General features: G+C 49.8%; 16 protein-coding genes. 2 read left to right on the forward strand and 14 right to left on the reverse strand.

Annotated features, from left to right (window positions below):
• Positions 1 to 76: 76 nt before the first annotated feature.
• The 12 genes from DWX84_RS03595 to DWX84_RS03650 all read right to left on the reverse strand — a co-directional run bounded on the left by DWX84_RS03595 (position 77) and on the right by DWX84_RS03650 (position 14,929).
• Positions 77 to 1,087 (reverse strand): fimbrillin family protein, encoded by a 1,011-nt coding sequence (locus DWX84_RS03595; protein ID WP_229033058.1) that lies wholly within the window; start codon positions 1,085 to 1,087, stop codon positions 77 to 79.
• 17 nt (positions 1,088 to 1,104) lie between these two features.
• Positions 1,105 to 2,058, reverse strand: a complete 954-nt coding sequence (locus DWX84_RS03600; protein ID WP_227806139.1) for a fimbrillin family protein — start codon at positions 2,056 to 2,058, stop codon at positions 1,105 to 1,107.
• Positions 2,059 to 2,088: 30 nt separating this feature from the next.
• Positions 2,089 to 2,964: a hypothetical protein gene (locus DWX84_RS03605; RefSeq protein WP_229033059.1), complete on the reverse strand. Its 876-nt coding sequence runs from the start codon at positions 2,962 to 2,964 to the stop codon at positions 2,089 to 2,091.
• A gap of 30 nt (positions 2,965 to 2,994) precedes the next feature.
• Positions 2,995 to 3,891 (reverse strand): fimbrillin family protein, encoded by an 897-nt coding sequence (locus DWX84_RS03610; RefSeq protein WP_229033060.1) that lies wholly within the window; start codon positions 3,889 to 3,891, stop codon positions 2,995 to 2,997.
• A 21-nt stretch (positions 3,892 to 3,912) separates the two neighbouring features.
• Entirely contained in the window at positions 3,913 to 5,052 is a 1,140-nt protein-coding gene (locus DWX84_RS03615; RefSeq protein WP_229103450.1) for a fimbrillin family protein, read from the reverse strand.
• Between the two features lie 16 nt (positions 5,053 to 5,068).
• On the reverse strand, positions 5,069 to 6,172 hold the full coding sequence (locus tag DWX84_RS03620; protein WP_121961018.1) for a fimbrillin family protein: 1,104 nt from the start codon (positions 6,170 to 6,172) through the stop codon (positions 5,069 to 5,071).
• A gap of 158 nt (positions 6,173 to 6,330) precedes the next feature.
• Positions 6,331 to 7,560, reverse strand: coding sequence for a fimbrillin family protein (locus DWX84_RS03625; protein WP_005862552.1), 1,230 nt, complete (start codon positions 7,558 to 7,560; stop codon positions 6,331 to 6,333).
• 49 nt (positions 7,561 to 7,609) lie between these two features.
• Complete coding sequence (locus DWX84_RS03630) at positions 7,610 to 8,668, reverse strand: fimbrillin family protein (RefSeq protein WP_048927270.1); 1,059 nt, start codon at positions 8,666 to 8,668, stop codon at positions 7,610 to 7,612.
• A gap of 22 nt (positions 8,669 to 8,690) precedes the next feature.
• Positions 8,691 to 9,734, reverse strand: a complete 1,044-nt coding sequence (locus DWX84_RS03635; protein WP_048927269.1) for a hypothetical protein — start codon at positions 9,732 to 9,734, stop codon at positions 8,691 to 8,693.
• A gap of 52 nt (positions 9,735 to 9,786) precedes the next feature.
• The gene (locus DWX84_RS03640; RefSeq protein ID WP_048927268.1) at positions 9,787 to 11,475 is read right to left on the reverse strand and encodes a fimbrillin family protein; all 1,689 of its coding nucleotides are present in this window, start codon (positions 11,473 to 11,475) and stop codon (positions 9,787 to 9,789) included.
• A gap of 170 nt (positions 11,476 to 11,645) precedes the next feature.
• Positions 11,646 to 12,413 (reverse strand): DNA-binding domain-containing protein, encoded by a 768-nt coding sequence (locus DWX84_RS03645; protein ID WP_048927267.1) that lies wholly within the window; start codon positions 12,411 to 12,413, stop codon positions 11,646 to 11,648.
• A 68-nt stretch (positions 12,414 to 12,481) separates the two neighbouring features.
• A complete protein-coding gene (locus DWX84_RS03650; protein ID WP_048927266.1) occupies positions 12,482 to 14,929 on the reverse strand; it encodes a DUF4906 domain-containing protein in 2,448 nt (815 codons plus the stop codon).
• Here DWX84_RS03650 and DWX84_RS03655 point away from each other — a divergent pair.
• Together DWX84_RS03655 and DWX84_RS03660 are read left to right on the forward strand one after the other, a co-directional pair.
• Positions 14,817 to 17,216 (forward strand): DUF4906 domain-containing protein, encoded by a 2,400-nt coding sequence (locus DWX84_RS03655; RefSeq protein ID WP_229040474.1) that lies wholly within the window; start codon positions 14,817 to 14,819, stop codon positions 17,214 to 17,216. The genes DWX84_RS03650 and DWX84_RS03655 overlap by 113 nt on opposite strands.
• A gap of 153 nt (positions 17,217 to 17,369) precedes the next feature.
• Positions 17,370 to 19,055 carry an AAA family ATPase gene (locus DWX84_RS03660; protein WP_005862565.1) on the forward strand — a complete coding sequence of 562 codons (1,686 nt, stop codon included), beginning with the start codon at positions 17,370 to 17,372 and terminating at the stop codon, positions 19,053 to 19,055.
• Positions 19,056 to 20,003: 948 nt separating this feature from the next.
• Here DWX84_RS03660 and DWX84_RS03665 read toward each other — a convergent pair.
• Both DWX84_RS03665 and DWX84_RS03670 read right to left on the reverse strand, forming a co-directional pair.
• A complete protein-coding gene (locus DWX84_RS03665) occupies positions 20,004 to 21,017 on the reverse strand; it encodes an ABC transporter ATP-binding protein (RefSeq protein ID WP_008779842.1) in 1,014 nt (337 codons plus the stop codon).
• A gap of 1 nt (position 21,018) precedes the next feature.
• Positions 21,019 to 22,056, reverse strand: a complete 1,038-nt coding sequence (locus tag DWX84_RS03670; protein ID WP_008772222.1) for an iron ABC transporter permease — start codon at positions 22,054 to 22,056, stop codon at positions 21,019 to 21,021.
• Positions 22,057 to 22,061: the final 5 nt, after the last annotated feature.

Genomic DNA, 22,061 nt, shown 5'->3' on the forward strand with positions numbered 1-22,061 from the left:
CTCATTACTACATGCCCCTAGCAGCAAGCATAGTATACAAAATAAACTTATTCTTATTCTCATTTTCAGTTCCTCCTTATTCTCCACCAACGGGATCTGTCACATTTTTTATTTCCGTGAATTCCAATATACCCAGAGTCAGTTCTGTCTCCTTAAAGTCACCAAAGAACTTCAAGGTAAATTCAAAGCTATAGGACATACCGGGCAAGAAAGTCTTACGAGCGGTAGCATTGAATACAAAATGACCGGGCACAGATCCACCATTTCCATTTTTATCATAATCTACCGTTAAATCAATTACAAACTGTAATTCCGACCCGCTTAAAGGCAATACTATTTTACGTGGATCTGAGGTATGAGGCAGGCCTACAGCTACGGAATTATTGAAAGAGCTAAAATCCACTCCGTTGTTTTCATTCGCAACTCCATCCGAATACCATGCATTATCCCCTAGCCTATAAGTTCTTGAATCAGATAAGTTTTTCATCGTTATAAAGTTTACACGCAAGCCTTTTACAGTAACAGGAGATACACTAGCCGCTTTTACCGACACCTCCACTTGCGAGCAAAGCCGCGTGAACGGATTCGTCAAGGTAACCGACATCGTGTTTTGTCCCGCTTTCTGGGGCTGGACAGTTATATCGTTCATGAACGTATACATAAAATCTTGCCCATTTTGCACGGTCACCAGATTTCCATCACCCAATTCCGGCGCATTCTCTTCATTGTAGGAAGTGAAATAAAGGTTATATACACCGCGATACAAAAATAGGGCCTTGCCCGATTGGGCGGTGACCTTTCCATCCGCACCCACCACATAAGTACCTTCCGCCGAAGGAGTACCAGTTTCACCAGTCCCAGTCTTAGTACCGGTCTCAGTCTTAGTCTCCACCTTGAAAGCATAGACTTTAATCAACGCTTTATCATTCAAGGCTGAAACGGCCGCAGCCTTGGTTACGTTCGCTTGATAAAGATCGAACTCCAAGGCAACCTTATCACCTTCCCCTTCTTCCAAAAAAGATTCCTTTTGGCAACCCACCAACGTGACCAAAAGCCATAGACTTACAAAACTTAATACATATCTCATATCTCCTCCCTTCTTATTTAAATACCCACACTCGTATTCTGATCCGTACTATTTTGCCAATCGTATACGGTTACGCCCTCGAATGTACCTTCCATCTTATCAATACGTATCTTATAGACATAATGATAACCCGCCAACCATTTCACCCCGCTTTCGGAAGAAATAGAGGCAGTTTCAAACTCACGTTCCACCCCATCTACATCCACTGTCAAACGGAACGACAATACTTGCTCGGCAGCGTCCATCGGGGCTACGAGACAAGATATGTTCGGTTGCGTCAACGAGGTTTCCAATATTTTCGAACCGGTCAACTCTATCGAGGATGTCCCCGCTAGGCCATTCAGACGCCCTAGTTCCTCCCCTGTCCCGTTCAATCGCATGTCCGCCTTACCGATTTGCAGACGTCCGGTGTTACTACGTATATCTATTTTTTTCAGCGTTAAGATCTCATCGCTGGCATTCGCAGACTTATAGATATAGAAACTCACCTTTGTCAAGGCATGGAACAATTGAAGGCTGATTATTTTTGAGGTTTTGGAAGCCTGAACTGGCGTAGCATAAAGGTAATCGATCTGTTTACCATCGAATGTATCCGCATCCCGGACCGTGACCTCGACAGAGTACACGCCGGAGGAGGCTGTTACGTTAATGGCCTTACCTTCTTCTTCCGTAGGATAATAAGCATACACATCCGTAGCGGTACTACCCAGCAGTGGCGCGGATTCACATCCCCATGTTACTCCGGATTTGGAATACACCGGATTCACCCATGTATCACTGGAGTTCTTCAAATACAATTTCACGTTATCCACAGAGGTAGTCACAGCCTTCGTAACAGCGTCGTCAGCCAAAGAGACCGATCGCAGCTCAAGGGTGGAACCTGCCTCCACCTCCGGTATCCCGTCTGACTGGCAAGCTCCCAACAGGGAACAGAGGGCCAATCCCCAACCTAGATTATATAAATTTCTCATATTCTTCATTCTTTATAGATTTTAAATGGATCAAGTGGCGCTAATAGGATTGTCGGGAACCGTTGTCTCCGTAAACCCCATTACTTCCACAGAAGTCAATATCAATTCATCGGATGACGTGAAGTTATATACATAGTTCTTACTAGCCCCAAATGTGTATGCCGGCTGAGTAAATGTTTGTTGTGTAGCCTCTGGACTTGAAGCACCGTCAAGCGTACGGGAAACGCTTAGCTTGAAACTCATATTCGCTCCCGGTCTTAAGATACAGACGAAAGTATGCTTATCGCTAGCTGCGGCATTATCCCCTGTATGCAACATCTCGATCGTTTCAGAAGAAGAGGCACCAGTCCGGATGCCATTGCCTGCCAAGGTAGCCGTCACATTCCTATATTTTGTAGTAGCACCCCCTGATGAGGCATAATTAATTGAGATCGTGATCTTCGCCGCTACTGGCATAAAGGTAAAGTTTACCTTGTTGCTACTCAAGGTAACGTTAGAGCCGCCTTTCGCTTCCAGTTTATTGCTTTGCCAGAAATTCTCATAGGATTTCTGGTCTTGCAGAATAAAGGTGAAAGCTGCCGGATATGAGGCCGAGAATGAAGAAGCCGTAGATGATCCGGAAACCGTCAACGAGCTTCCCGCCGTTTTCGGAATCCACCCGTTCGTGGCATCCTTTCGGTAAGTCACGGTCTGGCTCCCACCATTAATCTGTATCTCATCGTCCGTACTAAAGCTACTCTTATCATAGTTCGTAGCGTCGACCGCACGGGTAGACAGAGAAGAAACGATCTCCGCCGTCACCTCCAAGGGCTGTCCACCTTCCAGATCCACCTCTGAGGTACAGGCGGGGGTGAGCAATAGCAATAAGCCTCCGGACAGGTGGAGCATGGTTTGTCGTATATTCATAGTATAATGTATCATAATGCTATATAGTTGTTAAGTTAAATTTCCTCCAGCCATGATCTCATCCGTCCATTTGCCGATGGTACAACTTTCCGGGATCAGCATGTCGTTATGCAAGGTCAAATTATATGTATAGTGGTAACCGGTCCGCAAGGCACAACCCGTTAAGGTAGCCTTGTAGGTAACACCATCGCAAGTGAGAGAGACCGTTAGATCCGTAGCGGAGGTTCCCGCGCTACCACCTACAGCCCTTAGGATACCACACCATTCATATCTCCGGGATGCATCGCCCGGGTAAGGCCGATATAGCGTGATCGTCTGGTTCGTAGATACAGCCGTACGTATCCCCGTCGCCGCTACCGTAACGGCATCATTGGCGATAGAGGTCTCACGCTTCACGGTAAACTTCAAGGTCAACTTCGAATTGACGTGCGTAAATGGCTTGCCGGTCGACGTAAAGTCCAGCGTACCGTTGCTGGATGTGGCATCACCCGTTTTCAGCAGGTTACTGGCCAGATAAGCAGCGCTCGTGGTTTGAAACTGGTTGATGGCCGAGTAATCCGCCGGAAACTGCGCCGAATACGTAACGGCAGGCTCCAAGGTCACAGGCGAGGTTCCCACCACGGTCCATGCGGAAGTCCCGTCATACCGATAGCTGGCCGATTGGGAAGCCGCCGTCCCACTTGCCTTTTTTGTCCTTGTCACCTTTATCTGATCGCCGGAAAGGAAGGATGTCCTATCGAAACCATTATCCGAGCTAATCGCCTCGCCGCTTTTGGTAACAGGGCTGATCTCGGCAAATACCGTCACCGGGATTCCCTCCGGAGCGGAAAGCCCCGTCTCTATCCCGTTCGTGCAACCGGAGAGAGCCAGCGCCATGTTTAAGGCTCCCATCCATGCTAAACTGAGGTTCATGTAATTCATATTCATATTTTTCTTTTTATGCCGTAATTAATAGCCGCCGGGCTTAACGTCTCCCGTTCCCGCTGAACCGCTCTCTGTCCAAGGGAGGATATCGGCGTTCACTGTAATCGCCCGGTTGGATAAGGTTATTTGTATTTTGTGGGTATGTCCTCTTTTCCAAGTGATCTGACTTAAGTTGGCGGATAACGTCCGGTCATCCGTAGTGTCATCCCGCTTGCCGACCACTACCGTAAGGGTCATGTCAACCGATGCCAAAGGAGCCACCAACCCATAGCCTACCTCCACCGGAACACCCGCGGCACCGCAAAGTATGGCAGTGGTATTACTCGACACATCGTTTTTAGGGGTAAAAGTGAGTTCGGCTACCTTTGTTCCTCCACCAAGCGCTCCATCCGCGATCCGCATCGTTCCCGTGCCGGTAATGAACGCATTGGAGGATGTTTTCAACGTTATCTTCTTCACGTAATCATAGGTCGCATTCACGGAACGTCCCGTGGCGGATTGCATCGTGAAGGAAAGGCGGGCCAGCGCATGTTGCAAGTAGATTTCCGGCTGATAAGTACCGCTTGAGGGGGAACCGCCGGACGGCGTGGTATTGCTGGCCGTAATAGCGATAGCCTCTCCTACCGTGTTGCTGGCGGAACCGTACATATAATCGGTAGCGTCAGAATCCCATCCCTTGCCGCCATAGAAATTCTGGTGAACGGGAAGGGTGGTCGCTATAGTATGCGTCGTGGTAGTCGTTGATTTTGTCAAGATGGCGTTCGCCGGGCTATAGGCATAGATCCGGGCCTTTACACTCGATAAATTCACAGTGGGATCGCCTACCCAATCGTTTCCGCCGCTACCTACCGACTGATAGGTGAAGGTGGAAAGGCCAGCATTTCCCGCCGTACCAACCCCGCCATAGGGAGTATAGCCGTCCTCTGCTTTAGTAACGAAAAGTTTTACCGCGTTAATCCTTCCCTCACCCTCCGTCGTGGAGGTTCCGCTTATGATGGAGCGGGTCTCGACACCGCTCATGTGGAATACGGGTTGTAAGAATGCCCCTGTCGTGTCTTCCGGCAAGGAGTCGTCGGAGGAGCAGCCGGATAAGAGCGCCAGTATCGCCAACAGGCCTACACCGAGGTGTAGCGGACGTGTGTTTTTGTAAATATCCTGTATCATAGGTCGTATAGTTTTTTTAGATAGTCGTACTTGTATTGTCGGATGATTCATTCGTCCACCCTACCACATTGAAGCCGTCCAGCTTAAGGCCGGTACCGTGGATGGAGATGGTGTATGTATATTTATTTCCGGCGGACCATTCGCCACCGTCGGTAATGGTGTCTAGTTTCATTTCCTTGCCATCTACTACGACGGTCAAGGTAGCGGCGGTAACATTTGCAGTGCCGGAGGGGAATGGTACGCCGTAATTGATGAACTCGATTCCGTCTGTGGTAGCGGCAACGGTTACGCCGCCATTTACCGTGTACTCGTACTTTACCAGTGTACCCGCCTTCGCTCCGGTTAGGTTGCCGAGGGCTCCGTCCTTTAGGCTCATGGTGGTGGTACCATTCGTTTGTAGTGTCGGGATGGGGCGACTATAGGTTATTTTTGTCAGGTTGCAAGGACCGGCGTAGTCCGTGTGTTTCTTGAACTTTAGGCTTACCAAGCAAAAGGCATGCTTAAGGCCTAGGTTTATCTTCTCGCCTTTTGAATCGGAGGCTCTGTGGCCGTTATCGGCTATGGGTTGAGTTGTTCCAAAGGTATTCGTGGAAGTGTTATAGGCTACACCATACATATAATCGTTACCGGGAACTGTGAAATCCAAGGAGGAGGCATTCGTTACCGTATTCGAATAGACTATGGCATTAGCCCGTACCGGGATGGTATAGACCGGGGAAGAGGCATTTCCGGCCGCGGTTATCGTGGTGGCATCCGTGACTGGATAGCAAGAGTAGACTATGGCTTGCTGGGTGCTTAGCCAGATCGTTTGATCCTTACCGTTTATCGTAGCGGGTTTTAAGGAACCCTCTTGGAGGGTGTATTGACCGTATGTACCTTGGGGGGATGTGCCGTAATGGTTTTCACTGGTCTCGTTATTTACGGCATATAAGCCGATGGCCTTTATATCGCCGGATGTGGCAGTGGCCTTGGTAAGGGCTACGCTGGCGATCTGCGGGGACAGGGCGACAGGGGTATCCGGATCAACCGGGGGTACGATGGGGTCTTCGCCATCCTCGCCGCCGCAGGCGAAAAGGGAAAGCGATACTGTTGTTAATAATAGGTATCTATACGGTTTCATATTTATCGTTGTTTATATTGTTCGTTTATTTGCCACCCGGTTTTATTATTACCACCCGGTCTGATTGTTACTACACAGATTTCGTGTTTTGTATTTCGTGTTTCGTGTTTTGTTGTAGAGACGGGGCGTGCCCCGTCTCTACAACCCTAGACTGTAAGTTAATTAACTTTCAAATCATCATTGCCGGTTACGGTGCCCCAAGCGGCTACGGTTACGGTGCCTATGGATAATTCCTTACCGCTAAGTTTTACGGTATAGATGTTTTCTTTCCCCTGCTCCCAAGTAACTCCTGTCGCATTATCAGCTAACGCTACCTCATAATCCGCTCCATCAATCGTAAAGATGGCTTTGGTATTATTTAGGGCTTGGTTAGTTATCGGCAAAGCCAAGATGCTGAATCGGTATGAAGCCCCTTTAGCTGCATTATCGTCTGATAAACCAGAGTCTCCTTTCTTTTTCAAGGTATAAGTAGCGCCAGTAGCAAACTCACGGATATAAGATCCCGTTGTCAAGGAACTATTATTAGCCAAGGTTCCCTTATCAATATTCATCGTAGCAAGAGGATTGCTATTACCGCTTACCTTTTGATTAGGTACATCCTTCAACTGTATCTTCGATAGCACACCTTTATTCTTATAAGTTCCATCATTGTAAATGCGGAAACTAACCAAAGTCAAGGCATGCTTCATGGTTAGATCAACAGAGGCATCTATAGAGGTTTCCTTTTTCGTGTTGCTCGCAGTTATCCAATTCGTCTCAGAGCTACCTTGGTCCGCCCACATATAATCGATTTCACCTTTCGCTGAATTAATCTTTGCCTTATTGGTATTTGTCGTTTCAGAGTTGTCTATTAATGTCGAGGGATAATCCCTATGCGCATCATCAGTCGTTCCAGCAAAGACCGTTACTGGGATTGTGGAGTTATCCGTAGCGGTATTATCAGATAATACTAGAGCTGTGGTTGTGGCTAACTCTTGATTTGTTCCGGGCTGATAAGCCGGATAATAAGCGTATATCTTTGCCACTTCGGAGGTCAGATATATTTTCTTATTCTCTCCACTTTTCCAGCCTGCGGTTCCTGTTGTCGAATAAGTATATAATGCGTAATTATTGCTTTTCGCATTCGTATAAGGATCTTCACCCGATACGACTGTCCCCTTTAAGCGTGCGTACACCGCCACGCTTTTCATGACATCATCTTTGCTAGCGTTAGCTTGGGTACCCGAATTTATCACGCTTTTCGTAAGCGTCACCCCCGCCGTAATCCCCAGCTCTACGGCATCCGGCTGGTTGGAAGGGAGGATGGAGGGGATATTGTCCTCGTTGCTACAGGCAGCCAAGAAGAAGGGAGAAAGAAAGAGTAGTTTATAGTTTATCAGTTTTCTCATGATTACTTTTTTTGATTCGTTCTATTAATTGTTCAATTCGTTTAGTCAGTCAGTGGATCAAGTCTAGGTTGCCATCGACATACGAGGGAGTCCATTCGGCTACCTCCACGGAGGAGATACCTAAAGAGGCATCGTAGATATCCAACGTGATCACGTGAGAGAAACCGGGCTTGAAATTATCCTCAGATATTTCATCACCCATCTTTACGGATACGTCGGTAAAGGTACCGATCGAAGTCTCGACCGTTATTTTTACATTGCCCGGATCGGGTGTAGGCGGCAGATACAAGCAGCCCAGATCGATGGGACCGACATTTGATGCCCCTACCGTGGCGTTGCCGGCAGGCTCAAGGATCACTTCCGAGGAACCGGAGAAGACAGCCTCGCCCGTAGCCAGCGGAACATTTACCGCCGTAGGTATGCTTTTCACGATAATCTTGTTCACCTTCACCTCCAGTCCTCCGGCATCATGCTTCTTTGCCTTGAATACCAGCTGGGTAAGCAGGTGGGCGTAATTCAATGAGCGATTCGCCTCGACCCCGGCGACGGTATTGCCCGTAAACCGGTTACCATCCCACTTATTACCCGCCAAGGGACCGGCGTACATCAAGTCCATATGCCCGTCAAGGGTATAGCTTACGGTACCCTCGGCGGCATCGTACGAGTTATCGCCCGCCACGGGAGATACGCCGACCAGATACACGTTCGCTCCCATGCGGGGATAATGGTGCTTACGAGAGGCATCCCATGAGATACTCCCGCCTACCGCCACATCAGCCGTCCGCTCTACCCATTCCTCGTAGAATACGGCGTCGGCCCAACTCGTGGTCACGTCGGATACGGGGGTGGAGAAACGATCGGCAAGACTCGTATAGTCGGGAACACCTGTGATGGCGTCGAGACGGGTCACGCAAAAGAGGGTGGTCTTGAACGCCTCCGCCTCTCCAACTTCCGCTTTCGTGCTTATGGACGTGTCCGGGTACGTCGCCCGAAGCTCGATCGGAGGATCGGCGGAAGGTATCTCACCTCCCGCCTCACCATTGTCCGAGCAAGCGGCCAACGATCCCATGACTATCATCGACAATATGTATGTAGAGAGTTGTCTCATGATGGTTGAGGGATATTTAGGATTATTTCAAGTCAACGGTTCCGCCGTTACCCTGTTTCCATTCGTTAACAGTGGCTTTCACTTCCAGTGCCTTCACATTTTCTCCTGTAGGTTTATCTGGCTCGGTAATGTTCAACGTAACCGTATGGGCATAGCCTTCTTGGGCATTCAACTTTTCACCTGCATTCTTTGAGTCCATCACCGGGACATTCAAGAAGGTACGATCCGTACCGCCTACGTTGATCGTTACGTTCAGCTTGATATCATTAGACGGAGCGAGCATCACTGCCGGGCTAATCGTAGAAGCTGTCGTGGAAAGAGCGGTTGTCGTGATATTCGGGACAGAGAAATCGGAAGCAGTAGCCCAATTCACGTCACCATTTGTCAAGTTTACGGATTGGGGCAATTGCGTGCCCAAAATCTTGATGCTCTTGATGGAGACGTTCTTTCCTTCCCATTCTCCCTTACCACCAGCTACGCTTGTGTAACTAGCGGCGAAAACCAATTGGGTGGTCTTGTGGGAAAACGTCAACTTACATCCCTCCTGACTTGGTAACGCTGCTGTTCCGGCATCTTGATCCGTACCGATCGTCATGACATCCTGCAATCCGTCTACCTTGCCGAAAACCACTTTTGAGGACTCGATTGTTCCGGAAGGAACGACCGCCGTAATATGGGAGTTTTTGGGACTCACTTCCGTATTATCATAATACAAGGTGGGAGTCAAGGTAATATCCGTCTCTTTCCCAGCCGTAAATACAGCGCCGGCTACGTTGGCACGTGTTTCCAATGCCTTTGTAGTTTCATTGATCACATTCTTGTAAACCGGATTAAAGCTACCCCAATCATGCTCGTGTCCGGAAGTCACGTCCACCATCACCACGATACCTTCCACCTGCGATCCATTCGTGATCGGGGCTTTAGTCGTGAGACCTTCCACGCTTTGTGTCAATTTGATCGCTACCGGAGCGTTCGCCGTACCCAAATCGGGAGTGATCACATCCTTGTCGTTCGAGCAGCTTGCCGCTAACAGGGCCACAGCCGCCATTGTCAAAATCTTTTTCATTTGTCTTGTAATTTTAAAGTATTAATAAAAAATATGAATTAAATAATCTGGTCTATAAATCGGCGTTGCCGCCATTGCCCGGTTTCCACGGGGTGACGGTTGCCGTTATCTTTACTTGGTACTCCTCGAAGGGATCCGGCTCCTTGGGTTCCTCGGGAGTATCGGGATCGTCCGGTTCCTCCGGATCAACGGGTATCTCAAGCGAGATCTCGATATCGTAAGCCCCTCCACTCTCGTTGCCCTCGCCGCCGAACGAGACGGGGAGATCCTTGAAATCCTGCCCGGAGGCGGGATCACCTTCCAGCGCGAGCGTCATGTCAAGCGTCAAGGAGGCCTTGGGCTGCACCAGCACGAATCCGGGGAGCGTCACTACGCCATCCACCACGGGGATACCATTCCCGTCATCGGAAGAATAGATGATCACCGAGCTGGTCTCCCCGACCGGGACCACCTCTCCATCCGACAAGGACACCTTAGCTACCGAGGCTAGCCCGTTCAGCTTGACGGCATGTACGCTATACCCGTCCGGCGCTCCCTTGACACGTAGGCGGAAGCTGAGTTGCGTCAGCAGGTGCTTATGGATCAAGGGCGTTTCCGTAGCGTCGAAACGGCGGGACAGGGAGCCGCTCCGCTCATCGGTCAGCATCAAGTCTTCCTGCCCCGTCAGCTCGTACCGTACCTCGCCGTTCACGTGGGGGGCGGCGGGGTGATAGCTGCGGATGAAAAGCGCGGAGCCGTCCGTGGGATAGTAGCGCTCCGGGTCCAAGAGGATATCGCCCTCCGTGGCCGTCCCCGTCCAATGCTCCGTGTAATCGCCGGCGGAAGTGCCTACGGCGATGGATACGGGCGTGGAGTCGAAAACGTCCACGGCGGCACGGGTCTGGATGCCGGTGTAAAGGCGGATCGGGACGGCGGGGCTTACCTTCAAGGAGAGATCCAGCGTATCACGGCCCGAGGACATGGCCTCATGCAGGCTCGCGGTCAGGTTCTCCTTGTAGCTGAAACGCTCGCCGCCGGCGGTCTCGAACGAGAGCGTGCAGACGTTGCTCCGGTCCGAGCCGTCCAGCGTCACCGTACCCAAGATACCCGCCACGGCTTGGTAAACGCCCGCCACGCCCGCAGCCGAGGCACGGAAATCAAGGTCGAGCACACCCACTCCTGTCGCTATCCGGTCGGACAGGCGCACCGACGAGGCTATCCCGTCCAAACGGCCCTCCACCTTCGCCCCGCCGAAGCCTTTCCCCGCGTCGATGGTAAGGCGCAAGATCCGGCGGATATCCTTGGGGGTCGATGAGATCGCGGTCTCATCGCCATCGGTCACCTTAATCCCCGTCACGCTCTCCACGTAAAGAGGGCTATCCAGCGATACCAGCAGGCTGTCGCTTCCCGAGGGAAGGGCGGCGGCATAGGCTTTCCCCAGATTCTCCGTATCGCCCAACCGGACCTCGGCGGGGTCGGCGCCGGCGACCAGCAGGGCGTACTCCCCCACCACGAGCCGCTCGCTCCACGACCACGTAGACGGCGTTCCGGCGGGCTCTTCCTTCCCCGCCACGCGGGAACCATCCGCCTTATAAGCGAAAACGGCCAAGGGAGTATCGCCCGTATGTCGCACGGATACCCGCAACAATCCCTCGCCGGAGCCGGGAACGGGTGGTTCCGGATCGTCCTTACCGCAAGCTCCCAAGACGAGGAAGCCGAGTAATAAAAAAGCTGTTTTTTCCGATAAATGTCTTAATCTCATATACTAGTTTATCTATAGTTTTTCCTTTCCCTCTGTACGGGCCGGTTCCCTGCCGTCGGGGAGGGTGTCTCCCTAGCGTTAGGGATGACGCCTCCCCAGCGTTAGGGACGATGCCTCCCTAGTGTTAGGGATGATGTCTCCCCTGTGCTAGGGATGATGCCTCCCCCGGATCAAATCTCATCCGGGCTCTCGGAGTCGCCTCCCCCGGCACCCACGGTGAGCGGCAGCTTGTACTCGATCGTGCGGGGAGACTTGAGCAAGGTGACGCCTTTCGAGAACTGCGTCACGATGCGTAGCTTGTACTTGCCGTCGGTCAAGGCCGGTACGCGGGCGATGATACGGCTGGGGTCGTTTTGCGTGAGGCGGCGGGTCACGGGCGTAACCTTCTCGCCGTCTTCCGACACGAAAAAGATACCTACCGAGCTGTCCGCCCCGTTAATACGGATACGGTCGCCCTCGATCAGTATGTCCTCGTTCGGGGTGATAGAGCCGTTGGACAATCCCGTGAAGGTATCGGTCACCATGCCGATGCGCCCCACCTCGGACTTGGCTCCTAGAACCTCGACGCCCACCTTGCTCAACGCGTCACGCATCTCGGCGGAGGGCACGATATCGAGCGTCAGCTTATGGATAGCGGGATCGAACTTCGCCGTCTCGCCTCCCCAAGGGCCCGTGATACGAGGCGTGTACTGGCACACCTCGGTGAGTAGGCTGTAGCCCATCATGAGGTGCTCCCGCACGATGCGGTCGCGTTGCTTGATAATGGACAGCAAGGTGTCATACTTGATCTCGGAACCTTCCTTGATGATGGCGTTGGCTATATTCTCGTTGTGCAGGGTGTCTTTTTGTGTCAATACCTCCGCTACGTAGTCGTTGTCGTCATCCTTGGTTAACAAATTCGGCCGAAGCCATACTTTCCAGTAATACTCGTTTGCCATGATTGGTTTGTTTTTAAGTTGTTTATAATTCGTAATGTGTGATCTTATTTGTTTGTATTCTTTACATGTCAGTTTGCTTGCACGCAACGGACGGCGAAACCGTAAGCCTTACCACTCACGGTCGCTGAAGGGGTCGTGGCCAAGTTGTATTTAAATTCAATGTACCAGCCATATTCATTATAATAATTTTTTCGTGAGTTCGCCCCGAATAAGGAAAAACTTGGAGCTAGTTCTCCATTAAACGAACAGGGGGTTCCATCAATATTACGCTCGGGGTCCCTTAAAAGACCGGTACTTATTTCACGCATCCTGAAAAAGGGGAACCACGCATAATCCCCTTGCGGTGTCTCATATTTTATTCCATTCATGATATGGAAGGAATTCTTGTTGACAGCGATCCCTGTCGTTTTCCAGTCGGAGTTTACTAACATTTGAAACTTGTTAGTACCCCACGAAAAACCACTCCAGATATTTTTCATTGCCGTATCATCGAAATCCGGGACTCTCCATCCGGCCGGGCATGGATCGTACAGGGCCTTCGCCGTAGGTCCCCACGAGCCATCGGCCGCCTTATAGCCTATATGGAATTTTGATGGATTCCGGATCGTATTCTCCAAACTGTTACTATTCACCTTTTCAAGATCAATAATCTCCCCATCCCCGTTAAACATTAATCCCTTGTCATCCCTTCCGCCATCGGCGGAGCCTGGCATCGGGTCTTTACGACCCCATTGATAAATATTGCCGTAAGCACGGGCGGATTCCAAGGGGTTTGTCGTAGACCACGTATTGCGAAGGGCTCCCAAATTGCGATCCATGATTACCTTGCCGAAGAAAGCTCCGGACGTGGCATCAGTCCATGCGTCTCCGGCGTACGTATGTACCGTGCCCCCGGCGCTAGCGCTCTTGGCCGTCCGGATAGCCTCTTCCCTGTTCGCCGCCGTGATCGTTCCCGACAGGCGTGCCGGCACGTAATCCGTGATCCATAGATGCCAGCTCCAGAGGATCGTGGCACCATCCACAGCGTACGCCGCGATCACGGCGTTGCCGCCTTGCGTGACCGGCACCCTCACGTGGACAAGGGCATTTGCCCTATCGCCGATATTCGTATAGTTCACCAGATTCTGATGGTTATAGCTACCCGCCTCATTGCTGACGGCGTAACCCATCACCAAATCACCCGAGGTTCCGGCGTCCTTGCTCTGCCACAAGACACGGACGCTACCGATCGTCTTATCGGACAGGTAGGTGTTCTCGCCACCCGAACCCGCCTCGTGCTTATAGGGGTTGAAGCAGATGTTCGTACCGGGACGCATCATGAAGCAGTTCGATGTCTGGACGAGGTTCGTGCTGATCACCGGGGTCTGATCCAGCAATCGGATACGGGGATCGCCACGGTAGTCGGTGTTCCGGATATTTATCGTATAGTGGTAGTTCGTGTTCTCCAGCAAGTTGAAGTCCGACACATCCTTGCCTCCCAGGTAGGCACGGTAGTACATGCGTTCCAACCCGTCATTGTTGTCCACCACGAACTCCATATAGGTAGCCGAGGTATGGGCGTATTCTTTCGTACGGTAATACTCGGAGGTCACGCTACGGGACTTGCCTTTCGCGTTGGCGGGCATCCAAGTGGTTAACGAGCCTTCGTTTGTGGCATCGACACCTTTCAAGCGGTACAAGTCCTTGTATTCCACCGTGGAGATCGGGTAAAGATCGCCCTCGAAGCGAGAGTCGGTCTCCGTCGGGGACATAAGATAATAGACAGTGGGCACTTGGCAGAGTTTTACCTCCTTCAAGGTATAGCCGGTACGCAATCCCTCGGCGAACTTCCAGTTCACCGTGAGACGCACGGCGAGGCGCTTCAAAAGGATACGGGCATCGCTACCGTCCGCGCTTTGGATGACGATCTTGCCCTCATTCGTCACGTTCACGTTCTTCAAATGGATGAAGTAAGGCATGGCGTTAATGTCGTTGGTACCACCATCCCCTATCCCATTGATGGTGGAGGCATCGGCAAGCCTTCCTTGAAGGTCGCTCCAGCTAGGGCTGCCGGAAAATTCGGATATGGCGTTCGAGGAGCCACGGGCCACGATGATAAGCTGGCAGTTCTCGCAAGCAACCAAGTCTACGGTCAATGTTGAGCCAGTGGCTTGGCTGACTGTAGGGGTTAGCTTCTTGAAATTCCTGTTGGAATCATACTGCAAGATCTGCAAGTTATGGAGTTGGTCCGGCTTGGCACTGGCCAAGGCATCCGCCTTTGTCCGGACAGCGGCAGGCACCAGACAAACGTCGAAGGCCCCATTATTCCTCGTCCCTACGCTCTTCGTCCCGGATGATCCGGCATTCAGTGACGCCGCATCCACCTCGTCGGCGATACCCACGCATAGCGATACCTCCACCGTCTTGCCTCCACCCGTAGACGGGCAGGGTGAGGGCAAGACGGTGGAGGTATCGCTATGCGTGGGATTGGCAGACTGGGAAGATGCGGCGGCATTGAGTACGAGATCTATCCACACGGAGGCTAATGAAGGCTTTGGCTTTGATGTGCGTCTGTTCTCCGGTCAAAACATGGGCACGAAGGCTATAACGGTTCCTGAAGATCCCTTGGCTACGGCCAAACCCGATAAGTTATATGGTTTGGAGATCTGGCAATACGACCGGGCGGGAAATTGCATCAATAACAGCACGCAAAACCTGGGTAATAAATCCATAGGGGAATCCTTCACCGTGCCTTTGGTAGATCCTGCGACACTGTCAACCCCCGAGACCGAATGCCAATTGCTGATCGTCGCCCGTGGATATAATGGCTCGAAAAACACGATTGAGTCCCTTAAGGGCAAGAGGCTGTCGGATATTCAGGACATGATGCTGGATTCTTCGGTAATAAACTCGATAACGACAAAGGATCAAATAAAAGTGATGCCCTATCTCTTGCTTCTCCCTCATGTCTGTATAGTGAAGGAGGGCGAGACGTATAGGATACAGAACCCGGAGGGACAGGATATCCGCGTCTTATTACGCCGTTTGGCTTCCCGGCTGACGATCACATGGGAAAACGTCTCGAAAAACACGGGATATGTCTTGAAACAAGTTATGCTTCAATCCATACCTGCCAATTACCGATTATTGCGTCATCCGGAGGACAAGGCGACATATCCCTCTTTACTGGATCAATACTCTACCTTGCAGGTTCCCGATGTAGAGGAGTCGGGCAGCTATACTTGCTGGATCCCCAGTGTGCTACGAGGCGAAAGCCCGAATGCCACGTCCCTCTATTATCGCACGAAAGCGAACGCTCCGAAAGGTAGTGTTTACGTTACGCTGGTATCACAAGATCCTGTGAATATCAAGAAAAAATTGAGTTACCGTGTCTATTTGGGAGGAAGTTCAAGTCATGATTTCAATCTGTACGACAATACGAACTATGTTTACGGGATTAAGATGTCACACTCGGAGCTTCCGGTGGATGACAAACGTATTACCATCGTGAATCCGATCGGGGCTTCCGAGAATAACAATAACTTGGTTCCCACGGCCAACTGTTTCATGATTGTTCCGGGAGGCGCCTTTTGTTTCGATCCCTATAAATATACGGTCGATGGGACGGCGGATCAAGAGAATTCCACACTGAAAGGGTGGGCTGACACGGAGGGGGGTATCACTTCCGTGGAACTTTTATGGCAGACCTTGGAAAGCGGAGATTTGGGAGATCCGGTAATGGGTATCGTAAATACCGAAGAGGATCATACGAATATTGTGGACATAAAGAGAGACGACGGTCAGGATATAACGAAGAACCCCTTGTCTGGCCAGGGGCAAGGACGGATCTATTGCCGTGTCGCCCCTAACACGACCGGAGGTAGCGGCTTGATAGCGGCGAGAAACGACAAAGGCGATATTCTCTGGAGTTGGCACGTATGGGTGACAGATTATCATCCGGACGCTACCGGGGATGCCTCGGTAGACGAGCCGGAGACAAAACGTAAGCAAAAATATACGTATGGGAATCATCCGAATCAATATCCTATCATGGATCGTAATCTGGGCGCTTTAGCCGGATATACCACGATACCCGCAGAAGAGGAGGATAGGTCGAAGGCACATGGTTTCCATTATCAATGGGGTAGAAAGGACCCTTTCCCCAGTAGTTATACTACAAAGTACGTGTCCAAAATAGAGCGTATAGATTTGACTAAATCCGTGAAAAATATATTGAATTTATATAGGCCGGATGGTGTTACTTATTATTCACGTAAGATAGTACCTTCTGCCACGACTTTTAGGGAAGCCTATAAAGACCCGTCATCTATTTATAAGCCAAGTGGCAATAACGCTGATAATCTTTCCTGGATCACGAATCTAAATGATGTAAAACAAGCTTGGGGTGGTAGTTCGGTGAAGACCGTTCACGACCCATGTCCGGCCGGCTGGCGGGTGACAAAAGTGGAGAACTATTATCCCTTATTCAATGATGTCAACCATAGCGCTACAGGTCCTAGCCTGTATTTGATGAATATGCAAAACAATGGCGAAAAGACAGATGGGGGTATCGTTGTCTATTTTGATAAAGAGCAGAGGAGGACGACCTATATCCGATATACCGGTTATTGGTATTTGAGCGATCAGTATCTTGGGATTGGTGAGAACACGTTGCTTTGGTGCCGAAACGACGTTGCAAGCAAAGCTGGCGCTAAACATTTCAGAAGGGATTATAATCTGACTGCTAAATATGGAACCTTGCCCACTTCCGGACATTTACGTGAGGCCATACCTCTTCGTTGCATCCAGGAACGGGCGAATTGATACGACGAACCATAAAGGCTCCCCCCCTTGTGCCTTGCCGTAAACGCTTGGGGAAACGTTCTTTGACATGATGAGATTAATAAGGAAAAGTGATAATCGCTGTTGTCATATAAATTGTTATATTTGTATTCACAACTCAAAATAGGGATACTTATGGAAACGAGAAGACTACCGATCGGCATCAGCGATTACAAGAAAATGATAGATGAGGGCTATTACTATGTGGATAAGACCGATTTTATCCGTCAGATAATAGAAGAAGGCGCTTTGATCACGTTGTTGCCCCGTCCGCGTCGCTTCGGCAAGACGCTGAACCTTTCGATGCTGCGGTACTTCTTCGAGAAGACGGATGGTAACGTGTTCCGCCCGTTGTTCGACGGCAAGCGTATCCGGGAGTGGAAGGATTTCGATAAGCATCAAGGTCAATACCCTGTGATCATGTTGACGTTGAAGGACTGCAAGGCGGATACGTTCGAGGACACGTTGGTCAGGATAGGCTATGAGTTGAAAAACGAGTTTACTCGCCATGCTTACTTGCTCGATTCTCCCAAGATGCGGCCTAATTACTTGGATGACTTTATGGCACTTTATGAGGGCAAGGCTTCCCGGGGGCAATTAGAGGGTTCCATTAGCTTGCTATCCGAACTGTTGACGCTTCATTGGGGTATGCCCCCTCTGGTATTGCTCGATGAGTATGACACCCCCATTCATGTGGCTTTCGACAAGGGCTTTTATGATCGGATGATCGTCTTCATGCGCAATTTTATGTCGATGGTTTTCAAGGACAATACGTCTATCTTCCGCGGTGTAATCACGGGTATCCTCCGTGTAAGCAAGGAGTCGATCTTTAGCGGGCTGAACAATATCGACGTGGATACCTTGCTGGATCGTCCGATGTGTACGGCGTTTGGCTTCACGCAAGTGGATGTCGACACGCTGCTCGACTCATACTCGTTGGGTGATCAGAAGTCAGAGGTCAAGCACTGGTATAACGGTTACCTGTTCGGGAATGAGGTGGTCTATAATCCATGGTCTGTATTGAACTATATAAATAAAGGTGGTGTCTTTGCCCCTTACTGGGTGAACACGGGCTCAGACGTGTTGCTTCGTCATTTGATAGCGGAGGGCCCCTCCCAAGTACGGAAGGGGATCGAGACGCTTGTCCAAGGCGGTAGCCTGTGTAGCGTGATCAACGACAAGCTGGCTTTCCCGGACTTGTTGTCTAGCGCGTCCAACATCTGGTCTTTCATGCTGTTCAGCGGCTATCTGAAAGCGTCGGAGGGGAGAATGACCCCGGATCACTTGATGTCGTACACCTTGGGGGTGCCGAACACGGAGGTTTCCACGGTTTTTTCTACGATCATCCGGGGCTGGATCAACGACGGCCCCGTGAAGAACGACCGCTTGGAGATGATGCTGCAGGCTTTGGACGAGAACGAGATGAATATCTTCCAGCGGCTATTGAATGACTTCGTCGTGAATACGCTCTCCTATTACGACACGAACGGCCGTGAGCCGGAAAAGGTCTATCAGGCGTTCTTGTTGGGAATGCTGGTTAGCAACGGCGCGTACGAGGTGAGCAGTAACCGTGAGTCGGGTTTGGGCCGTTACGACATCCTTCTTCGTCCCCGTGACCTTGGTGGCAGGGGTTTTATCATGGAGTTGAAAGTGTACGACCCTATGTTTGACGAGTCTGTGGACAAGGTGCTTGATTCCGCCTTGGCGCAGATCGAGAAGAAGCAATACGCCGCCACGCTCCATGCGGCTGGGGTGCGAGACATTCTCAAAATGGCGATCACGTTCGATGGCAAACGTGTGTGGGTGAAGACCACCGAGTAAAATAACACTCCTTATCCTTATTAATCCCGTCATGCGATGATATAATTGTTGTCGCATGCGTGAAGTTACACGGTACCCCCGTCGGGTATCGTGCGGTTTCGTGCGTGCCTTTCCGGACAGTAAGTCCGAAATGTTAAATGAGTAGTGATTTGTAAAGAGACAAAAAGCGAAATGCATGAAAATGTAAAAAAGGAAATAAAATGGAAGATATTGAGAATGAAGGGATGAAAGAAAAAAAGTTGTCTCTTTCTTACGCAGAAAGAGACAACAGGAGAATAAACGCTCCTATCCGCTGTTTTTCAAGCCCTTGGAAATGTTAATAGGACAAGGCATGTCACGCTTGACGGCTCGCTATTGTTTGTCTTTTTTAATTTTGACAAAAGATTTAAGCACTCACCTTGCCTTTATCAGCAATTTGAGCTACTTTTACGTCCGAAAACGGATATTTATCCGTCATTCTGAAAGTTGTCTCTTTCTGCGTAAGAAAGAGACATTTTTTTTCTCCCTACTTCTTTATTCTCAATCACTTCTATTTTTCGATTCATTTTACATTATCGTTTTTTTTACCGTTTGTCTCTTTACATCTCACTACTCATTTAACATTTAGGACTTACTGTCCGGAAAGGCACGCACGAGCTAGCACGATTCCCGACGGAAGAACCGTGTAAAGATCCATACATGCAAACTTCATATTGTTACATGACGTTGAATTAAATGTCTAATTGTTTCGATTTTGTCTATATTCATTAGGTGTAACCCCAACCATTTTCTTGAACCAACACCTGTACGTAGAAGTGACAGGAATGGTGGAATTAAAGTTGTATGTATCTTTCAAGCAATTACAGGAAAGCCGACGAAGCTAGCTTACTTTAAAACAATGGATTTGAATGGAAAAAATTCATAACTATGAATGAAGAAAAACATAGTTATGAATTGAAAATTTCATAGTTATGATTTTTCAGTATCAAAATAGGCAAGTAATTCTTCTATCGTTTGGGTGATATAGGTACCGCCGGAAGTCTCATGGATGATAAAGTGGGTGGTCTTTAAATCGCCAGTCTCAATCCAGATATTCGATTCCACTTCCCGATTCGCCAAAATTCCGTTTCGCTGGAGCGCTTTACGCACCATAGCGTATTTCTGGCCATGTCCAACGAGGCGGATCTGTCGGGAGAATTGATTATCTATACGGAATAATCCGGTATCCTTATCGAAAACAATCCCTTTCCGGGCGAAGAAATTGCTTAAATGACCACTCAATGCCAAATCCTCGGGGGTACCGGTAGAGATACCATTCGCTTTGTCCATTAACCAGATCTTATCCGATATCTGGAGAGCCAGTTCCAAATCGTGAGTGGACATAAATATCGTCTTATTCGTTTTCCGGGTTAGATGATGGAGTAATTGCATAATCTCTACCTTGCTAGGAAAATCAAGGAATGCGGTAGGTTCATCCAAGTAAATAACCGGAGTCTCCTGAGCGAGCGCCTTAGCGATCATCACTTTCTGGCGTTCTCCATCCGATAAGGTATGGACCATGCGGGATGCTAGTTCCTCAATGCGGACAAGGGCGATGGATTCTTCCACGATCCGCTTATCATCCTTGCTCAACTTGCCCCAGAAGCCGGTATACGGGCTACGTCCCATCCCGACCAATTCCCGTACCAACATATTCCGGATCTCACATTTATCGGTCAGCACGACACCGATCGTGGTGCTCAATTCCTTATCGGAATAAGCATCTATATCTTTTCCTAGGACCAATATTTCCCCATCTAATTTAGGTTGGAAAGCCGATAACGTGCGCAATAAAGTAGACTTCCCCACCCCGTTAGCACCCAGCAAACAGGTTAATTCACCACTATAGATCGTAGAGTGTATACCTTTAGCTACCAGCTTTGTACTACTCTTAGAATGGTAACCGATCGAAAGTCCGTTAATATGAATCGTATCTTGTTTCATCTTACTCGTTCAATTCATTCTTTCGTTTTCTAAATAATACCGAGGCCACTACAGGAGCACCTACTAAAGCGGTTACCGAGTTGACAGGTAACGCTCCCTCGAACCCCGGCATACGGGCGATCAAATTACAGATCAACGCCAACGCCGCACCGGCGAATAAGACCGCAGGCATTAAAATCCGATGGTCGGAAGTTTGAAATATGGCCCGGCATAAATGCGGAACGGCTAGCCCCAAGAAGATAATAGGTCCGCAATAAGCCGTGACAATCGCCGTAAGGACCCCGGCCGAGGTGATAACCAACAAACGGGCCCGCTTGATATTAAGTCCCAAATTGCGTGCGTAGCTATCCCCAAGAAGCATCAAGTTCATGGTCTTGATAAGCAGGAACGAGAGAGGGATCAAGACTGTCATAAGAATCACGAACAACGTCATCTGATTACCGGAAACACGGGCGAAACTACCCAATCCCCAAATCACGTATGCACGGATATCCTCCTCGACGCTAAAGAATTTAAGTACACCGATCACGGCGTTTGCCACGTAACCGATCATCACACCGATAATCAACAACGTGACATTTCCTTTTACCTTTTGGGAAACATACACGATCAGCGCCATCACGGATAAGGAACCGATCACGGCCGCTATCGATAAGGCGATCTCCCCCATAAAACCAAGTTTACTCAAGGCAACGCCCCCTAAACTACCGCTTAACAACACCACGAAAGCGACACCCATGCTCGCTCCCGAACTGATACCTAAGACCGAAGGTCCGGCCAATGGATTACGGAAAACGGTTTGCATCTGTAAGCCGCTGATGGATAAGCCTGCTCCCGCTACCAACGCTGTCAATGCCTGTGGTAGTCGGGATTTCCAAATAATATTCTGCCATGTAATAGGCTCATTTCCTGAATTCCAGATAATATGCCAAACCGATTGAAGAGGAATAGAGACTGACCCCAACACCAAATTCAAAAAGATTAGAACAAAAATAGCCGTGACAATCGCCAGCATCCATAGGGTATTTGAATGTCTCATCAGCG

Origin of the sequence: Parabacteroides sp. AF21-43 (genome assembly GCF_003635435.1) — a bacterium.
In the GTDB taxonomy this organism is placed as follows: domain Bacteria; phylum Bacteroidota; class Bacteroidia; order Bacteroidales; family Tannerellaceae; genus Parabacteroides; species Parabacteroides distasonis.

Excerpts from the sequence above, each read along its gene's own strand:
- DWX84_RS03640 (WP_048927268.1), bottom strand. The coding sequence starts at position 11,475 with ATGAGATTAAGACATTTATCGGAAAAAACAGCTTTTTTATTACTCGGC.
- DWX84_RS03665 (WP_008779842.1), bottom strand. The coding sequence starts at position 21,017 with ATGAAACAAGATACGATTCATATTAACGGACTTTCGATCGGTTACCAT.
- DWX84_RS03620 (WP_121961018.1), bottom strand. The coding sequence starts at position 6,172 with ATGAAACCGTATAGATACCTATTATTAACAACAGTATCGCTTTCCCTT.
- DWX84_RS03625 (WP_005862552.1), bottom strand. The coding sequence starts at position 7,560 with ATGAGAAAACTGATAAACTATAAACTACTCTTTCTTTCTCCCTTCTTC.
- DWX84_RS03645 (WP_048927267.1), bottom strand. The coding sequence starts at position 12,413 with ATGGCAAACGAGTATTACTGGAAAGTATGGCTTCGGCCGAATTTGTTA.
- DWX84_RS03615 (WP_229103450.1), bottom strand. The coding sequence starts at position 5,052 with ATGATACAGGATATTTACAAAAACACACGTCCGCTACACCTCGGTGTA.
- DWX84_RS03605 (WP_229033059.1), bottom strand. The coding sequence starts at position 2,964 with ATGAATATACGACAAACCATGCTCCACCTGTCCGGAGGCTTATTGCTA.
- DWX84_RS03630 (WP_048927270.1), bottom strand. The coding sequence starts at position 8,668 with ATGAGACAACTCTCTACATACATATTGTCGATGATAGTCATGGGATCG.
- DWX84_RS03600 (WP_227806139.1), bottom strand. The coding sequence starts at position 2,058 with ATGAGAAATTTATATAATCTAGGTTGGGGATTGGCCCTCTGTTCCCTG.
- DWX84_RS03595 (WP_229033058.1), bottom strand. The coding sequence starts at position 1,087 with ATGAGATATGTATTAAGTTTTGTAAGTCTATGGCTTTTGGTCACGTTG.
- DWX84_RS03660 (WP_005862565.1), top strand. The coding sequence starts at position 17,370 with ATGGAAACGAGAAGACTACCGATCGGCATCAGCGATTACAAGAAAATG.
- DWX84_RS03670 (WP_008772222.1), bottom strand. The coding sequence starts at position 22,056 with ATGAGACATTCAAATACCCTATGGATGCTGGCGATTGTCACGGCTATT.
- DWX84_RS03610 (WP_229033060.1), bottom strand. The coding sequence starts at position 3,891 with ATGAATATGAATTACATGAACCTCAGTTTAGCATGGATGGGAGCCTTA.
- DWX84_RS03635 (WP_048927269.1), bottom strand. The coding sequence starts at position 9,734 with ATGAAAAAGATTTTGACAATGGCGGCTGTGGCCCTGTTAGCGGCAAGC.